Genomic DNA, 16,878 nt, shown 5'->3' on the forward strand with positions numbered 1-16,878 from the left:
TACACTAGCCCGTTCTGGCGAGTCGGGGGACTTGCCCGCCGGCGCATTCGGTCGCGGCGCGCCACCGCACTTTGGGGAAATGACGTGAAACGAAATCGCAGCTGCTTCCTGATCGGCCTGGCATGTGCGGCCGCAGTCAACGGCGCCTGGGCGCAGAGCGGTCAAGCGGCCGCCGGCGCGGCCGGCGGCGGCCTCTGGCAAGACGTCGCCGAAACCAGCATACAGAGCGTTGCGGCGCGCTCGATCGTGCCTTCGCGTTATCGCACCTTGACGCTCGACCGCACGCGCCTGGCGGCCTTGCTCGCCGACGCGCCGCAGGAATCGGCGCAAGACGTGCGCAAGAGTCCGGTGACGCTCACGCTGCCGCTGCCGGACGGGCAGTACGCCGAATTCCGCGTCGTCGAATCGCCGATCATGCAGCCGGGGCTCGCGGCGAAGTATCCGCAGATCCGCACCTATCTCGGCCAAGGCATCACCGATCCGGCCGCGACCTTGCGCTTCGATCTCACCCCGAAGGGTTTTCGCGCGCAGATTCTGAGCGCCGCCGGCGCCGTCTACGTCGATCCGTATCAGAAGAACGACACTTCGCACTACATCGCTTACGCCAAGCGCGACTACATACGCAGCGGCGAGCGCATGCAGTGCACCGTGCGCGACACGCGCGGCTTGCTGCACAACGAACCGGTGCAGGACATCGCTTCATCGCCGACGCCGAACACCGCCTCCGGCGACACCTTGCGCACCTATCGCCTGGCGCTGTCGGCCACCGGCGAATACACCCGCTTCCAGGGCGGCTCGGTCACCGACGCGCTGGCCGGCATGGTCGGCACGATGAACCGCGTCAATGGCATCTACGAGCGCGAAGTCGGCGTGCGCATGGTGCTGGTCGACAACACCGACCTCAACATCTACACCGACCCCGCTACCGATCCGTTCACCAACAGCGACGGCAGCTCGCTGCTGGACGAGAACCAGTGGGCGATCGACCGCTACATCGGCAGCGCGAACTACGACATCGGCCACGTCTTCAGCACCGGTGGCGGCGGCATCGCCGGCCTCGGCGTGGTCTGCCAGGAAGGCGGTAAGGCGAACGGCGTGACCGGCTCGAGCGCGCCGACCGGCGACGCTTACGACATCGACTACGTCGCGCACGAAATGGGTCATCAGTTCGGCGGCCCGCATACGTTCAACAGCGAAGTGTCGAGCTGCGGCGGCGGCAATCGCGAAGAGTCCGACGCGTACGAGCCGGGCTCGGGCATCACGGTCATGGCTTACGCCGGCATCTGCGGTTCGGAGAACCTGCAGCCGCACAGCGAAGACTATTTCCATCGCTCCAGTTTGAACCGCATCTTCACCTACATCGCCGGCGACGGCAGCTGCGGCGTTTCCTCGGCCACCGGCAATACCGCACCGACCGTGAGCACAGCGCCGGCGTTCACGATACCCGCGCGCACGCCGTTCACGCTGACCGCGAGCGGCAGCGATCCCGACGGCGATCCGATCACCTACTTGTGGGAAGAGATGGATCTGGGTGCGTCGACCACCGGCGGCGCGCTGGCCGACAACGGCACTCGTCCGCTGTTCCGCGCGTTCGATCCGACGCCCGATCCGTCGCGCACCTATCCGAGCCTGCGCTTCATCCTCAACAACGCCAACGTGGTGCCGGCCACCGCGCCGCTGCCGGGCACGACCTCGCCGAACGTCTACACCGGCGAACTCCTGCCGACCACCAGCCGCACGCTCAACTTCCGCGTGACCGTGCGCGACAACCGCGCCGGCGGCGGCGGTACCAACGAAGCGGCCACCGTGCTCACGGTCAACAATACGGCCGGTCCGTTCGCCGTGACCGTGCCGAACACCGCGGTGAACTGGGCCGCCGGCTCCACCCAGACGGTGAGCTGGAACGTGGCGAACACCAATGCGGCGCCGGTCAACACCGCCAACGTGGCAATCAAGCTGTCGCTCGACGGCGGCTACACCTGGCCGAAGACCTTGGCCGCGAGCGTGCCCAACAACGGCAGCGCGGACGTCACCGTTCCGGCCGACACCGCGGCGACGACGCAGGCGCGCGTGAAGGTCGAAGCGATCGGCAACGTGTACTTCGACATTTCCGATGCGAACTTCACCATCACCGGCACCAATACCGCGCCGACGATCACCGTCACCGGTCCGCTCGCCGTGCGGCAGGGCAGCCCGGCCGGCAGTGCGAACGTCGCCACCGTCGCCGATACGCAGGATGCCGCCGGCACCCTGCAGCTGGCGCTGTCCGACGTACCGCAGGAACTGACCGCGTCGGTGGCGAACAACGCCGGCACGGTTTCGCTGACGGCGGCGGCCTCGTGCGCGCTGGTCGCGCCGACCAACGGCAGTCGCGTGTATCCGCTGCGCCTGACCGTGAGCGATAGCGCCGGCTCGACCACCACCGGCTTCGTCAACGTGCAGGTCAGCACGAACCAGGCGCCGACGCTCGGCACCTATTCCGGCCAGATCATGACGCGCGGCACCACTGCTACGTTCACGCCGTCGGCGGCGCCCGGCGATCCAAACGGCAACTACGTCGGCGTGTCGGTGCTGCCGACGACGTTGCCCGGCGGCGGCACGGTATCGATTGCGGCGGACGGCACCGTCACCGTGACCACCACGCCGGCAACGACATACGGCTACTACAAGATTCGCGCGAGCGCGGCGGACACTTGCGGCGCGGTCGAGACGCGCGAGTTCACTGTGCAGGTGACGACGCCCGAGCCGCTTCTGAACTTCGGCGGCGCCGCCGTGAGCAGCGGCAACAACCTGATCGAACCGAACAAGTGCAACGCCGCCACGGTGACCTTGAAGAACGAAGGCGCCAGCGGCGCGACGGCGATTTCGAGCACGCTCGCGACCACCACGCCGGGCGTGACGATCACACAAGGCGCGTCGAGCTACGCCGATCTCGCCGCGGCCGCGAGCGGTGCGAACACGACCGCCTACCAGATCAGCACCGATTCCACGTTGACTTGCTTCAGCACGATCGACTTCACCCAGACCGTGACCTACGCCGGCGGCGGCTCGCGCACGCTCGACTTCAGTCTGCCGGTCGGACGGGCGGTGGCTTCCACCTACACCTTCACCGCGGGCAGCGGCGGCACGATCTCGAGCACCGGCACCCTGGTGGCCGGCACACGTGCCGACGACGCCATCGCTTCGGTGACGGTGCCGGCGGATTTCGACTTCTCGATCATGAACACGCCGATCGCCGGCGGCAGCACGCTGCGCGTGAGCACCAACGGCAACATCCAGTTCGTCTCCTCCGGCGGCACCGAAGCGTGGGGCAACACGCCGTTGCCGGCGTTCGGCAGCGGCGGCGGCGAGAGCGGTGTGTTTCCGGTGAATGCGCCGACGCTGTTCGCCTACTGGGAAGATCTCGACCTGCGCGCCGGAACCGCCGGCGTCTTCACCGAGGTCAGCGGCACCGCGCCGAACCGCGTCTTCAAAGTCGAGTGGCGCGGGCGCATCGTCGGCAACGGACCGAACGTCAATTTCGCCGTGCTGTTCCACGAGAACTCGAACCTGTTCGACATCGTTTACAAGAACGCCGCAGCTGCGAACGGCGACAGTGCGACGATCGGCTGGCAGGCGGACGATCACGGCACCGACTTCACCGCGTTCTCGATCAACCGCGCGACCATCACCTCGTCCGGCATGACGCTGACTTCGAGCATCGCGCCGGCGCAGTGCGTGGTCGGTCCCGGCTCGTGTGCGGCGCCGGACTTCATCTTCCAGGACGGTTTCGATCCCTGATCGACGGCGAGGTTCGCCTTCGCCGAGAAGCAAGGGGCGGCGGTGTCGACGACACCGCCGCCGGTGAAATCCTCAGAACCGATACTTCGCCGTCAGCGTGGCGAGGCGGCGGATTCCGCAATAGTCGATTGAGTCAGCGTCTTGCGTACGACTCGCACATTTGAGCGGGTGCGAGCCCGTACTATTCCGCTTCCGCCATGCATCGACTACGCCGCCGCTAGTGCCTGAGCGCAGCGACCTCGAGCTGACGCGGTCCACCATGTCCATCAAGTTCGAACGCTGCCGGCATTTCCCGCACACCGAAGCGCCGAAACAACGAGCCATCGGCGTCGAGCACCAGCGGAACGTCCACGTGATTCTTCTCGCGGTACTCGCGCAGATCGTCCGCCGAGGTCCACAGGCCCAGCGATATCGCGATCCAGCGCTCGCCTTTCGGTGGTGAGGTCAGTCGTTCGCGAATCGCGCGGCAGCCGCTCGACGCTTGCGGGCGTGTCTTCTCGAAGTAGCTTTCGCACCAGGGCGCGAAAAAGGCGAGGCGGGTGGGGCGGCCGGAAGGATCGGCGAGTGCGATCGTGGTGCCGTCGATCGTCGTGAGCACGGCTGATGGTGCAGGATCGCGGGCGAGTGGCTTGGCCGCGGCCGTCGCGATCGCCTTCGGCTGGGACGCGCGAGCGGCCGCGAGCGCGGCGTCGAGCTTGGCGTCGGCGAGATGGCCGACGTAGGCGATGCGGCCGTCACGACCGACGATGATGTGCTGCGGCGTCACGCGCAAGCCGAAGACTTCGCCGAGGCGGCCGTCGCCGTCGCGCACGATCGGCATGGTCAGGCCGTATTCGCGGCCGAACGCGTGGACTTGCTCGACGCTGTCGTCGAAGCCGGCGTTGATCGCGATCACCGCGAGATCGTCGCCGGCGCCGCGCTGTGCCTTCTCGAAATGCGGCATCTGCTCGCGGCACGGCGAACACCAGGTCGCCCAGAATTTAAGGTAGATCGCCTTGTGTCCGCGCAAGGCGCCGAGATCGATACGCTGGCCGTCGATGCTGGTCAGCACCAGCGGCGGCACTTCGCGTCCGATCAGGCTGGCGCCGGTCTGCTCGGCGAAGGCTTGGCCGGTTTCGGCCTGCGCCGCCGGAGAGAACGGTGCGCAGGCGAGCACGATCGATGCGAGCGCGCCGAAGTACCAAGGCCGGAACGAAGCGCGGCGGTATCCACTTCCGATCGTCCGCTTCATCGCTCGAATCCCTCTCGCAGCGGCAGGCCGTAGGTTGCGCAGTAGGTGCGATATTCCTCGACCTGCGTCTGCGCCGAAGCGCGCGCGCGGACGCTGCCGTCGGCGTGCAGGAATTCGACTTCGCCCATCACCACGATGAAGGCGGTCATCGGTTCTTCGCCGACGATCGTCCACCAGTCGACGTTGCCGGACGGTTCGTATACGTAGTCGCCCGGTCCGATCACTTCGCCCGTGCACAGCTTGCGATAGCCGGAGAGATTCCAGGCATGGATCTCGCCGCTGTGCCGGTGCAGCGGCATCGATACCCCCGGTTGCATGCGCAAGAGTTCGACGAAGCCGCGGCCGTCGGGGAAGACGTGCAGCAGCTTGCTCTCCTTGCCGGCCGAGCCGCCGGGTATCCACGGTATCGTTGCGCTGGCGGCGAACTGCGCCGGCAGGTAGGTGCGCGCCGCCTGCGGCGCGGCGAGAAGCAGGGCGTTCATCGGAATCTCCATAAGGGACTTGAGGTCGCAAAGCCGCGCTCAGGCGGTGACCGCTTCGAGGTAGCGTGCGAACGAGGCGTCGACGGCCGCGCGACCGCCGCCGATGATGTTGCGGCCCCAGGAAAAGCCGTACACGTCCTCGAACGGCAATCCTTCCAGGCGCGCGCGCATCGCGCGTACCGCGCTGGCTCGCATCGGAATGTAGTTGGGGTAGCTGTACATGAAGCCGACGTGGCGACGGTCCTGCGCGACTTGCAAGGCGTCGCCCGGGAACAAGGCGCCGCCGCCGCGCGCTCCGTCGCGCCAATGCAGCGCCGTACTGCCTTCGAAATGGCCGCCGCAGCGGATCAAGGTGACCGTCGAAGACAGGCGATGGAAATCGCCGCTCCAATAACGGATCAGCGGTGACGGACGCCGCACCCAATGCCGATCCGCCTCGTGCAGCAGGATCGGCACGCCGCCGAGCGCCTCGCTCCATTGCACCATCGACGAGTAGAAATGCGGATGCGAAATCGCGATCGCATCGACGCCGCCGCGTGCGCGCAGCGCGGCGAGCGCGGCGTCGGTGACCAGGCTGACGCATTCCCATAGCAGGTTGCCGGCGTCGGTCGGCAGCAACAGGGCGCGTTGCGGAATCGCGAAGTCGGGCGTGATCGCGATGCCGAGCAGGCCGGCGTCGTCGTCGATGCGCAAAGCGTGCGTGGCGGCGAGTTCGTCGTGGCTCAGCCAGCGCTGGCCGCTCCAGCCGACGTATTGGCGTTCGTCCTCGCAGATGTCGCAGCGGGCGGGCGGCGAGGGCGCCTCCGCGTGTTGGGTGCCGCAGGTTTCGCAGATCGATGCCGGCATCGGGTTCGCTCGTTCGGCTTGCACTGGTAGGGTCGCACTGTAGACTCGTCGTGGTTCCAGTAATGAGCCAGTTTGTATGAGTTTGCAGGAACCAGTTTTCGAGTTCTCGTTGAGCTTCGACGACGGCCGCAGCAGCGTCACGCGCACGCGTTCCCTGCATGCGCAGCTGCGCGCCGCGATCCTCGACCAGCGCTTGCGCGCCGGCACCGAGTTGCCGTCGACGCGGCGCGTCGCGTCGGCCTACGGCATCGCGCGCAATACGGTGATCGCCGCGTACGATTTGCTGATCGCCGAGGGTTACGTCGCGACGCGACGCGGTGCCAAGGCGGTGGTGACGGCGCACGCGGCGCGCAAACCTTCGCCGCGTGCCGCGCCCAGATCCCACGCACGCATACCGATCGATCCGATCTGGCAGACACCTGCGCTGCGCGGCATGCCGAGCCGCTCGCTGCCGGCGCGCAGCTTTCGTCTGGGCATGCCCGAGCATCGGTACTTCCCGTTCGCGACCTGGCAGCGGCTGAGCGCACGCGCGCAACGCGCCTGGGCCAAGGCGGCGTTCGCCTACGGTCCGACGCAGGGCCTGCCGGCGTTGTGCGAAGCGATCGCGCAGCACGTCGCTTTCGCACGCGCGGTCGCGTGCACGGGCGAGGACGTCGTCGTCACCACCGGCGCGCAGCAGGCGTTCGATCTGCTCGCCCGCTTGCTGGTGCGCTCGGGGCAGACGCGCGTCGCGGTGGAGGAACCGGGCTATCCGCCGCTGCGCGCCGCGTTCCTCGCGGCCGGTGCGGAAATCGTGCCGATCGCCGTCGACGAGGAGGGGCTGTGCGTCGATCGGCTCGAACGCGACGTGCGCGTGATCTATGTGACGCCGTCGCACCAGTCGCCGACCGGCGTGGTGCTTTCGCTGCGCCGCCGCCGCGCCTTGCTCGATTTCGCGCGCGCGACCGGCGCCGTCGTGATCGAGGACGACTACGACGGCGAGTTCCGTTTCGGTCCGCGCCCGCTCGACGCCTTGCAGACGCTCGATCGCGACCAACGCGTGTTCTATGTCGGCACGTTTTCCAAGAGCCTGTTTCCGGCGCTGCGCAAAGGCTTCATCGTGGCACCGGCATGGGCGCGCGAGGCGCTGCTCGCGGTGAAGTCGTGCGTCGACCCGCACTGCGATCCGCACAGCCAGTCCGTACTCGCGGCGTTCATCCGCGAGGGTCATCTCGCACGCCACGTACGTCGCATGCGCCCGATCTACGCGGCACGGCGCGACGCCTTGCTCGAAGGCCTGCACGACCTCCTCGGCGACTGGCTGCAAGCGATTGCGCCGGAGGCCGGCTTGCATCTGGCCGCCCGCGTGCTCGAGCCGCGCCGCGCTCCGGCGATACTCGCGTCGATGGCCGAGTGCCTGCCCGGCGCGCAGTCGATCACCGACTACGCCCTTACGCCACCGTCGCCAGCCCTGGTCTGCGGCTACGGCACGATCGATGCGGAAGCGATCCGGCCCGCGCTGGCGCAATGGCGGCGCAGCTTGCTACGGGCGGAGCGGCGCGACGGCTGAATCTCGGCGGCGAACGCAGCACGCCGTTACGACGCGCTGAGCTTCGCGCGCTGACGAAACTCGGTAGTGGTCAGGCCGCCGAAGCCCCAATTGTCGGTATCGACTTCCTCGATCACGACATGCGTCCATTCGGGCGGCTTGTGCAGCACGCGCTGCAGGGTTTGGGTTACTTCGGCGATGACCTGGGCCTTCTGTTCGGCGGTGTTCCCTTCGCGGGTGATGCGAATGCTGACGAAAGGCATGCTGCGCTCCTCAAGGACGATGGGGTCGATTGCTCTGCTTCAACGGCCGGCGCTGAAGCCGCCGTCGACCGGCAGCACGGTGCCGGTCACGAAGTCGGCTTGGGCGAGATAGAGCACCGCCGCATTGATGTCGGCGTTGGTTCCGATCCGACCCAGCGGATGCAAGCGTGCCAGCGCGGCGTGATGTTCCGGTGCATGCATCGGCGTATCGATGATGCCGGGCGCGACCGCGTTGACCGTCACTCCGTGCGGCGCGAGTTCGAGCGCCAAGGCTCGCGTGGCCTGATTGATGCCGCCCTTGATCGCGACCGCGAGCAGGGCCGGCACGTCGCCGAGCGGCTGCATCGCAATGGCCGCGGTGATGTTGATGATCTTGCCGCTCTTGCGCTCGCTCATGTGGCTGGCCGCTTGCTGCGAGGCGTACAAGACGCCCTTGAGATTGGTCGAGATGTTCTCTTCGATTTCTTCCACCGTGAACTGCACGAACGGCTTGGGCGTGAAGAGACCGGCGTTGTTGATCAGCACGTCGACCTTGCCGTAACGGGCGATCGCCTGCTCGAACAGCTGTCGCGCCGACTCCGGCTTGCCGACGTCGCCGACGACGCCGAAGAAGCGCTCGCCCGCGTTCAGCTTTTCCGCAGCGCTGCGCAAGCGCTCGGCGCTGCGGCTGCTGCCGACGACGTTGTCGCCTTGATTCAAAAAGGCTTCGGCCAGGCCCAGGCCGATGCCGCTGCTGGCGCCGGTGATGACCACGGTGCGTTTATTTGAGCTGCTCATGAGACGTCTCCCGATGCGTGATTGGATGTCGGCACGGACTCTTTCCCGCCGTCGGGAGGCAATGTATTGATGTCGTAACGTATAAAAAATCGGATTCGGTACACTTGTATTGATACATGGTGTAAAGAATATGCAGCGACATTTCGACGACATCCTGCTCGGCAGCATCGAGTTGTTCTGCCTCGCGGTGGAGGCGGGCAGCTTCACCGCGGCGGCCAAGACCGCCGGCGTCACGCCTGCGGCGGTCAGCCGCTCGATCGCGCGCTTGGAACAGCGCCTAGGGGCGCGCTTGTTCGTGCGCTCCACGCGGCGCATCCGGCTGACGGAAAGCGGCAAGGTCTACTACGAGCAGAGCCGCGCCGCGCTCGATCAGCTGATCGAGGCGGAGCGCAGGATCAGCGGCGAACAAGAACAGCCGGCGGGCACGATCCGCATCAGCGCGCCGACTACTTACGGGCACTACCGTCTGCTGCCGCTGCTGCCCGCGTTTCGTGCCAGATATCCGCAGATCAAGCTGGAAACGCACATCAGCAACCGCAACGTCGACTTTCGCGAGGAGAATTTCGATCTCGCCATCCGCTTTCGCGCGCAACCCGATTCGATGATGGTTTCGCGCCACCTCGAAGAAGCGGTACTGGTGGTGGTCGCCAGCCCCGCCTATCTGCAAGAGGCGGGATCGCCGCGGAACCTCCAAGACCTCGAACGGCACGAATGCATCCAGTTCGATCTGCCCAGCAGCGGACGGCCGATTTCCTGGTTGTTCGCCGAGAATGGCCGCGAGCAGGAAATCTTTACCGCCGGCCACTACGTCTGCGCCGAGGACGTGCTCGCCGGCGTGACCTTGGCCAGGGCGGGCGCCGGCTTGTTCCAAACCTACCGCTTCATCGTCGAGCAGGATTTGGCTGCCGGTCGTTTGGTCGAGGTTTTGCAGTCCTTCGGTGGACGCTCGCGGCCGGTCAGCTTGATGTATCCGCATGGCCGTCTGTTGCCCTCGCGCGTGCGCGTCTTCGTCGATTTCCTGATCGAACAGGCGCGTACGCGGTCGCCGGCATCACGCAAGGCTTCGTCGCCTCGACGCAAGTCGTAAGCGGGGCCGCGGCAAGCGTCGGCGTTGTGCGAAGACCTGCTCGTATCGATTGCATCGCATAGCTCTGATTTCACGCGCTCTCGACGCCGCTGAACGTACGCACCAAATCGAAAGCGGCCGCATGTGCAATTCGCTACCCGCATCGCGGTCGCGTCCACGGTGCAGTGCGAGCATCGCGCAAGCGGCGAATTCTTCGCCCTCGCTCATCCACTCCGGATGCGCGTCTTCGCAGTTCGCGTTCGTCGACGCCGCTCGCGCGGTCGACGAGCACGCGAGACCGGCGATCGGCGATCCCGCCGTCGCCCTTCGATCAGGAGCGAAACCATGTTCGATGCACAGAAAGCTTTGGTGGTGTATTCCGGCGCGCTGACCTTGGCCTGCGTCGCGATGTTGCTCAGCGGCTTCACCGAGAGCGGCGGTCGCGATGCGCGCTTCGATACCCTGACCGTACAACGCATCAACTTCATCGAGCCCGACGGCACCTTGCGCATGGTGCTGTCCAACAACCGCAAGATCCCCAACGTGATCGTCGCCGGCCACGAGTATCCCGACTACGGCAACCGCAAACCGTCGAACGCGGCCGGCATGCTGTTCTACGACGCGCAAGGAACCGAAAGCGGCGGCCTCACCTTCGGCGGCAGCAAGGCCGGCGAGGCGAACAAGTTGCGTTGGGGCCATCTCAGCTTCGACGCGTACGATCAGGACCAGATGTTCGCGATCGACGCCAGGAGCGACGGCACCAACCAGATCGCGAAGATGCAAATCTGGGATACGCCGAGCTGGTCGATCAAGGAATATCTCGATCTGCGCGACGACATCCGCCATCTGCCGCCCGAACAGCAGCAGGCGCGCCTGGAGGAATTCGCCGCCACGCATCCGGAGGCGAAGCTGCGCACGCTGTTGAGCGAAGAGAACTATCCGGACGCGCCCGACTCCAGCCGCAACATCTTCAGCCTCAACGACCAGGCCGGCAACGAGCGTTCGCGCCTCGGCGTCGACGCGGCGGACGATCCGAGCCTGAAGTTCTTGGACGCCGCGGGCACGGTGACGCACGAGTACCCGCCGTCTCCTTGAGCGTTTTCGTTTTGCGACACTGAAGGCCGCACCGATTGGCGGCCTTCAGTGCGCTCGCGCGAAGGATTCACGTGCTCGGCAATGTTTACCGAGCCGCTCCGGCACGACTCGATTCGACCACGCCGCGTATGTGCTCCTGCAAGGTCGTGCTGCCGCGCAGAGGGTCTTCCGCCATCGCCATGTCCTCGACCACGGTTGCGGTCATGCACGCGTACGACTTCGCCGCGGCTTCGGAAAATCCGAGTTCGCGGAAGGCCCTTTCCCACGCTTCGGCGGGCACGCTTTCCACCCGCACCTCGATGCCCAGCGCCTGCGCGTAGGCGTCGGCGACATCCTGCGGCGTGTAGCGCTGCGGACCCTCGACGTGACGCAGAGCCGTCTCGCCTTTCGATTCGAGCAGACGGCGCGCGGCGATCTCGCCGAGATCGGCCGGCGCGACCATCGGGATCGACAAGTTGGCCGGAAAGAAGCTGCGCAGCACGCCGGTCGCGCGTACGTCGTCGAGAAGGCCGTCCCAGTTGCTCAGGTAGTACGCACCGCGATTGATGGCCGCAGGAATCGGCTGTGCGCGCACGCGCCGCTCCAATTCGTACAAGACGGTCAAGTCGCCGCAGCGCTGGCCGGGTCGCGCGCCGTAGGCTGACGCGAGCACGACCTTCTCCAGCTTGGAGCCGGCTAGCGCCTCGACGATGCCGGCGAGATTGGCGCGTTCCTCGGCATCGGTATCCGTCGACGGCGCCGCCGGCGGATTGAGAAGAAAGGCGCGGCGGCCTTGGCGGAAGACGGCACGCAGGGCTTGCACGTCGCGCACGTCGGCTTCCGCGATTTCCGCACCGGCTTGCTTCAATGCGGTCGCGTGCGCCGCCTCGCGCGTCACTACCGTAACCGGCTCGCCACGTGCGAGTAGCGCGCGTGCCGTAGCCGCGCCGACGTGGCCGGTGCCACCGAGAACGATATTCACGACAGCCTCCATGGTGAGCTATGGGCGAATACGAGAATGGCGTCACGAACTTGATGAACGGCTGAACTGTTCGCAGGCGCACTCAGGTGCGAGCCAGACTTCGCCGCGCATGTCACTCGCACGTCCGCGCGTGTGCGAAAAGCGAATCGCAAGACGCGCCGTCGATGCGCGACTGCGCGGAGCGCGCAATGCCTCGCCGATGCATTCGCACGACTCGCGACGAGCGATGTGCTTTTGCACATTGGGAAGCGACGCACACTTCGGGGCGTGTCTCGCAATCTGTCAGGTTGTTGACAGCTTTCGGGTGATAGCAACGACGACGCAGTCGACGTCGGGCCTCCGCTTCACGCAGCAAACAAGCCCTTGTGCGCCTTCCATCGCCTCGCCGGGGCGAGGCGATGGGAGCGCCTTCGACGATTGCAGGGGTAATCGTTTCACGTTTGGAAATTGCACCAAGCAAGAGGACGCGCAGCACGGCGGAGCCGGCAGAAGGCCGCGCCCGGTATGTGTTGCGCGCAACGACCATTCGCATTGGAGGGAGTCAGCAATGCAAACGACGATTCGGATCTTGCATCGGAACCTTTTGGCGGCGGCCATCGTGCTCGCCTGCGGCGGCACCGCGGCGCAAGCGGCGACCGGCGCGGCCATCGACAGCAATGCCGGCAAGGTGACGCCGGCGAAGACGCTGCCGGAAGGTTTGCAGTTCAGCGGTGTGGTGGCGAACGACAAGGTGATCCACATCACCGTATCGTTGCGCATGCGCGATCGCGCCAAGCTCGACGCGCGCATCGCGTCGCGCAACTTCGTCACCCGCAGCACGACGGCACCGGCGATGACCGGCGCCGAGTTCCTGGCGGCGCACGCGCCGACCGCGGAACGTGCGCAGGCGGTGATCGACTATCTCGAAAAATCCGGCTTCAAGAACATCGAGCTGGCCTCGAACCGTCTGCTGATCACCGCCGACGGCAGCGCCGACGTCGTGCAGTCGGCCTTCGCCACGCGGCTGTCGCGCGTGGTCACCAAGGACGGCCGCGAGGCTTACGCCAACAGCGAACCGGCCTCGGTGCCGGCCGAACTGGCCGGCGACGTGCTCGCGATTCTCGGTCTGCAGGACGTGACGCGCCCGTACCTGATGCACCGCTTCCTCGACAACAGCGGCCCGGTCACCAATGCGATCGTCGGCCATAACCCGGCCGAGTTCTCTTCGATCTACGGCGGCAGCGGCGTCGCCACCGCGGCCGGCGTGCGCGTGGGTATCCTGGCCGACGGCAATCTCTCGCGCGTGATCAGTTCGCTCAACCGCTTCACCTCCAACAACGGCTTCTCGACCGTGACGACGCAGACGGTCGGCACCGCCAACAGCGACACGCAAGGCGTCACCGAGTGGGAGCTCGACAGTCAGAGCATCGTCGGTGCCGGCGGCGGCCAGGTCGGCGCGCTGGTGTTCTACATGATGCCGAACGTGACCAGCGGCTCGGCGATCGCATCGGGCATCAACACCGCGGTGACCGACAACACCTCGAAGATCGTCAACGGCTCGCTCGGCTATTGCGAAGCGGATGCGCAAAGCGAAGGCCTGATCGCGACCGGCGATCAGTCGCTGGCGCAAGCGGTGGCGCAGAACCAGACGTTCTCGTTCTCGACCGGCGACTCCGGCGCGGACGAATGCGGCGACGGCGGCACCAAGGCGAGCTGGCCGGCGAACTCGCCCTACGTGGTCGCGGTATCGGGCACGCGGCTCGACGCTTCCACCGGCGCCAGCGCCTCGTGGAACGGCGAAACGGTGTGGAGCGATTCGGGCGGCAGCCAGAGCACGATCGAACCGAAGCCGAGCTGGCAGACGCTGTGGAGCGGCGCGCATCGCGGCGTCGCCGACGTCGCCTTCGACGGCGATCCAAGCTCGGGCGCCCTGGTCGTCGACGGCACCAGCACGCAGCAGGTCGGCGGCACCAGCCTGTCCTCGCCGATCTTCGCCGGCTTGTGGGCGCGCGTGATCGCGATCAAGGGCAATCTCGGCTTCGCCGCGCCCTTGCTGTATCAGTTGCCGGCCGGCGATTTCCACGACGTGACCTCGGGCAGTAACGGCATTTCCGCCGCTGCCGGCTACGACCTCGCCAGCGGCCGCGGCAGCATGGTCCTGAGTTCGGCGCTGAATCATCTCGGCGGCGGTGGGAGCAACGTACCGCCGACGGCGAACTTCAGCGTCACCACCAGCGGCCTCAGCGCGAGCTTCACCGACTCCTCCACCGACAGCGACGGCACCATCGCGTCGCGCGCGTGGAACTTCGGCGATGGCGGCACCTCGACCGCGACCAACCCGAGCCACACCTACGCGGCCGCGGGCACCTACACGGTGACGCTGACGGTGACCGACAATGGCAATGCGTCCAACACCAAGACGCAATCGGTGACGGTCAGCACGGGCAGCGGCGGCAGCACGCAGCTGTTCTCCAACACCGGCTTCGAAAGCGGCACGGCGCCGTGGACCGGTACCACCGGTTCGATCTGCACGACCGCCTGCGGCACCGGCGAGTCGCCGCATGCGGGTACGCACTTCGTCTGGCTAGACGGCTACGGTTCGACCCACAGCGAGAGCATCGCGCAGCCGGTCACGATCACGGCCGGCAAGACTTCGGCGACGCTGCAGTACTACCTGCATATCGATACTGCCGAGACCACCACGACGACGGCCTACGACACCCTCAAGGTGCAGGTGCTGAACTCGTCCGGCACGGTGCTGGCGACGCTGCAGACCTACTCGAACCTCAACAAGAACACCGGCTACGCGGTGCACACGAACGATCTGTCCGCCTACATCGGCCAGACCGTGCAGGTGCGTTTCCTCGGTGCCGAGGATTCTTCGTTGCAGACCTCGTTCGTACTCGACGATGTGACGTTGACGGTGCAGTAAGTACGATTGCTTGGTTGTTCGATCTCGTTGGAAGGAGGGCCGCCGCGTGCGGCCCTCCCTTTTCGTGGAGTCGAAGTGCATCGCGGGCGCCTTGCCGAGATCCGAACCGCCATCGTCGTCCGTACGAATCGAGCGCGTGCCGTCATAATGAGATTCCTGTCGACGGAAGCGGGCGCGACATCCGCTCATCTATGCCGAAGCGCAGTGCGGGCATCTTGATGTACCGGAACGAGGGCGAACAACGGCTCGTCCTGCTCGCACATCCCGGCGGTCCGTTCTGGCAGCGCCGCGACGACGGCGCGTGGTCGATCCCGAAAGGGGAATTGGTCGGCGAAGAATCGGCCGCAGCGGCAGCGCGGCGCGAGTTCGAGGAAGAACTCGGCATGCCCGTGGTCGGAGAAATCCATTCGCTCGGCAGCATCCGGCAGGCCGGCGGCAAGTGGGTGGAAGCGTTCGCGCTCGAGGGCGAGTTCGACGTGGCTGCGTTGCGCAGCAACCCTTTCGAGATCGAGTGGCCGCCGCGCAGCGGCAAGCTGCAGACGTTTCCGGAGATCGATCGCGTGGCGTGGTTCTCGCTGGCGGAAGCCCGCACGAAGATTCTCGCCGGGCAGCGGCCCTTGCTGGATCGCCTCGAAGCTTGGGTTGGCGGCGCCGGTGGCATCGCCGATGGAAGCTCCGCGGAAGATTGATCGTTCCGAACCTGCCGCCGCGTTCGTTCACAACATGCGGCCGATGTCGCGATGCTTGGAATGCGAGGTTAGCGATTCCTCCGGCGCTCCGCGCAGCCCAGCGCGAGGTCGAATCAGCCGACGAGTTCGCGCGGCACGACATCCAGGCGCACGCGCCGATCGCGACGCAGCACCTCGATCTGCGCGGCGCGACCGATCGCATCGGCATTCAGCACGCGATGCAGCGCATCGATGCCGTCGATCGGCTGGCCGCCGAAGGCGACGACGACATCGCCGCTCTGCAAGCCGGCTTGTGCGGCCGGGCCGTCGTCGCTCACTTCCATCACACGCACGGCGGTGGCGGCGGGCAATTCGAACCAGCGCACGTAGCGTCGCGACAGCTCCAGATTCTGCGCGCCGATGCCGAGCGAAGCGCGACGCACTCGACCGTGCCGCATCAGCTCGGCGACGACCTGGTTGGCGATGTCGATCGAGGTGGCGAAGCAGATGCCTTGCGCGCCGGCGATGATCGCCGTGTTGACGCCGATCACGCGGCCGCCGGCATCGAGCAGCGGGCCGCCGGAATTGCCGGGATTGAGCGCCGCGTCGGTCTGGATCACGTCTTCGATCAGACGTCCGCCGGTCGAGCGCAGGCTGCGGCCGAGTGCGCTGACGACGCCGGCGGTGACGGTGCAGGCGAAGCCGAGCGGATTGCCGATCGCGACCACCAGTTGGCCGGCGCGAATCGCGCGCGCCGAACCGAGCGGCAAGGTCGGCAGCGGCTGCGGCGCGGCGACGCGCAGCAGCGCGACGTCGGTATGCGGGTCTTCGCCGATCAGATCGGCGGCGAAGTTCTGTCCGGCCGTGGTCGCGATCTCGATCCGTCGCGCGCGATGCACGACGTGCGAATTGGTCAGGATCAGCCCGTCGGGCGTGAACAGGAAACCGGAACCGCCGCCGCCGGGCAGGGCGCGGCCGTCGTGGCCGCTGCGGCCGGATACCGCGATCGAAACGACCGCATTGGCGGCCGTTTCGACCACGCCGGTGACGACGCGGGAGTAGGCGTCGAGCGCCGCGCTTTCATCGGCGGGGAGGCTGTCGCGAGTCTGATCGGCGGGGACCGGGTCGCCGCCGCAAGGGGAGTCGGATTCGAGCATGCGCTGGAAATGGGGGCCGGCGCGCCGCGCTCAAGCAGGGCGCTATCCGGCGCCCAGGAAGAGCCGTCGGGGACGCGATCGTCGATCCGCCTCGACGTCAGCCGCCGTGATTT

General features: G+C 66.7%; 13 protein-coding genes. 6 read left to right on the top strand and 7 right to left on the bottom strand.

Features of this window, described 5'->3' with window-relative positions; genetic code table 11:
• Nucleotides 1-84: 84 nt before the first annotated feature.
• Nucleotides 85-3,780: a reprolysin-like metallopeptidase gene (locus AC3QL3_RS10275; RefSeq protein WP_492898645.1), complete on the top strand. Its 3,696-nt coding sequence runs from the start codon at nucleotides 85-87 to the stop codon at nucleotides 3,778-3,780.
• 217 nt (nucleotides 3,781-3,997) lie between these two features.
• On the opposite strand, the gene AC3QL3_RS10280 is transcribed toward AC3QL3_RS10275, so the two are convergent.
• Genes AC3QL3_RS10280 through AC3QL3_RS10290 form a run of 3 tightly spaced genes read right to left on the bottom strand, consistent with a single transcriptional unit; the run spans nucleotide 3,998 to nucleotide 6,339 of the window.
• Nucleotides 3,998-5,011 carry a redoxin domain-containing protein gene (locus AC3QL3_RS10280; protein WP_492898647.1) on the bottom strand — a complete coding sequence of 338 codons (1,014 nt, stop codon included), beginning with the start codon at nucleotides 5,009-5,011 and terminating at the stop codon, nucleotides 3,998-4,000.
• A complete protein-coding gene (locus tag AC3QL3_RS10285) occupies nucleotides 5,008-5,493 on the bottom strand; it encodes a cupin domain-containing protein (protein WP_492898649.1) in 486 nt (161 codons plus the stop codon). Before AC3QL3_RS10285 ends, AC3QL3_RS10280 begins: the two co-directional genes overlap by 4 nt.
• Before the next feature lie 39 nt (nucleotides 5,494-5,532).
• The gene (locus AC3QL3_RS10290; RefSeq protein WP_492898651.1) at nucleotides 5,533-6,339 is read right to left on the bottom strand and encodes an MBL fold metallo-hydrolase; all 807 of its coding nucleotides are present in this window, start codon (nucleotides 6,337-6,339) and stop codon (nucleotides 5,533-5,535) included.
• A 109-nt stretch (nucleotides 6,340-6,448) separates the two neighbouring features.
• Between AC3QL3_RS10290 and pdxR the strand changes: the two genes are divergently transcribed.
• Nucleotides 6,449-7,888: a MocR-like pyridoxine biosynthesis transcription factor PdxR gene (pdxR, locus tag AC3QL3_RS10295; RefSeq protein ID WP_492898653.1), complete on the top strand. Its 1,440-nt coding sequence runs from the start codon at nucleotides 6,449-6,451 to the stop codon at nucleotides 7,886-7,888.
• Between the two features lie 26 nt (nucleotides 7,889-7,914).
• Here pdxR and AC3QL3_RS10300 read toward each other — a convergent pair whose 3' ends face one another.
• Nucleotides 7,915-8,130 carry a tautomerase family protein gene (locus AC3QL3_RS10300; protein WP_492898655.1) on the bottom strand — a complete coding sequence of 72 codons (216 nt, stop codon included), beginning with the start codon at nucleotides 8,128-8,130 and terminating at the stop codon, nucleotides 7,915-7,917.
• A gap of 39 nt (nucleotides 8,131-8,169) precedes the next feature.
• The gene (locus AC3QL3_RS10305; protein WP_492898657.1) at nucleotides 8,170-8,907 is read right to left on the bottom strand and encodes an SDR family NAD(P)-dependent oxidoreductase; all 738 of its coding nucleotides are present in this window, start codon (nucleotides 8,905-8,907) and stop codon (nucleotides 8,170-8,172) included.
• Nucleotides 8,908-9,037: 130 nt separating this feature from the next.
• On the opposite strand from AC3QL3_RS10305, the gene AC3QL3_RS10310 reads away from it, so the two are divergent.
• Together AC3QL3_RS10310 and AC3QL3_RS10315 are read left to right on the top strand one after the other, a co-directional pair.
• Nucleotides 9,038-9,994, top strand: a complete 957-nt coding sequence (locus AC3QL3_RS10310; protein WP_492898659.1) for a LysR family transcriptional regulator — start codon at nucleotides 9,038-9,040, stop codon at nucleotides 9,992-9,994.
• A gap of 324 nt (nucleotides 9,995-10,318) precedes the next feature.
• Nucleotides 10,319-11,068 carry a hypothetical protein gene (locus AC3QL3_RS10315; protein WP_492898661.1) on the top strand — a complete coding sequence of 250 codons (750 nt, stop codon included), beginning with the start codon at nucleotides 10,319-10,321 and terminating at the stop codon, nucleotides 11,066-11,068.
• Nucleotides 11,069-11,153: 85 nt separating this feature from the next.
• Here the strand turns inward: AC3QL3_RS10315 and AC3QL3_RS10320 are convergent, their stop codons facing one another.
• Nucleotides 11,154-12,029, bottom strand: a complete 876-nt coding sequence (locus AC3QL3_RS10320) for an NmrA family NAD(P)-binding protein (protein WP_492898663.1) — start codon at nucleotides 12,027-12,029, stop codon at nucleotides 11,154-11,156.
• 547 nt (nucleotides 12,030-12,576) lie between these two features.
• On the opposite strand from AC3QL3_RS10320, the gene AC3QL3_RS10325 reads away from it, so the two are divergent.
• Together AC3QL3_RS10325 and AC3QL3_RS10330 are read left to right on the top strand one after the other, a co-directional pair.
• The gene (locus tag AC3QL3_RS10325) at nucleotides 12,577-14,940 is read left to right on the top strand and encodes a protease pro-enzyme activation domain-containing protein (RefSeq protein ID WP_492898665.1); all 2,364 of its coding nucleotides are present in this window, start codon (nucleotides 12,577-12,579) and stop codon (nucleotides 14,938-14,940) included.
• A 14-nt stretch (nucleotides 14,941-14,954) separates the two neighbouring features.
• Nucleotides 14,955-15,629, top strand: a complete 675-nt coding sequence (locus AC3QL3_RS10330) for an NUDIX hydrolase (protein WP_492898667.1) — start codon at nucleotides 14,955-14,957, stop codon at nucleotides 15,627-15,629.
• A 113-nt stretch (nucleotides 15,630-15,742) separates the two neighbouring features.
• On the opposite strand, the gene AC3QL3_RS10335 is transcribed toward AC3QL3_RS10330, so the two are convergent.
• A complete protein-coding gene (locus AC3QL3_RS10335) occupies nucleotides 15,743-16,765 on the bottom strand; it encodes a S1C family serine protease (RefSeq protein WP_492898669.1) in 1,023 nt (340 codons plus the stop codon).
• Nucleotides 16,766-16,878: the final 113 nt, after the last annotated feature.

It is taken from the genome of Dokdonella sp. GW821-FHT11D02 (assembly GCF_058808595.1).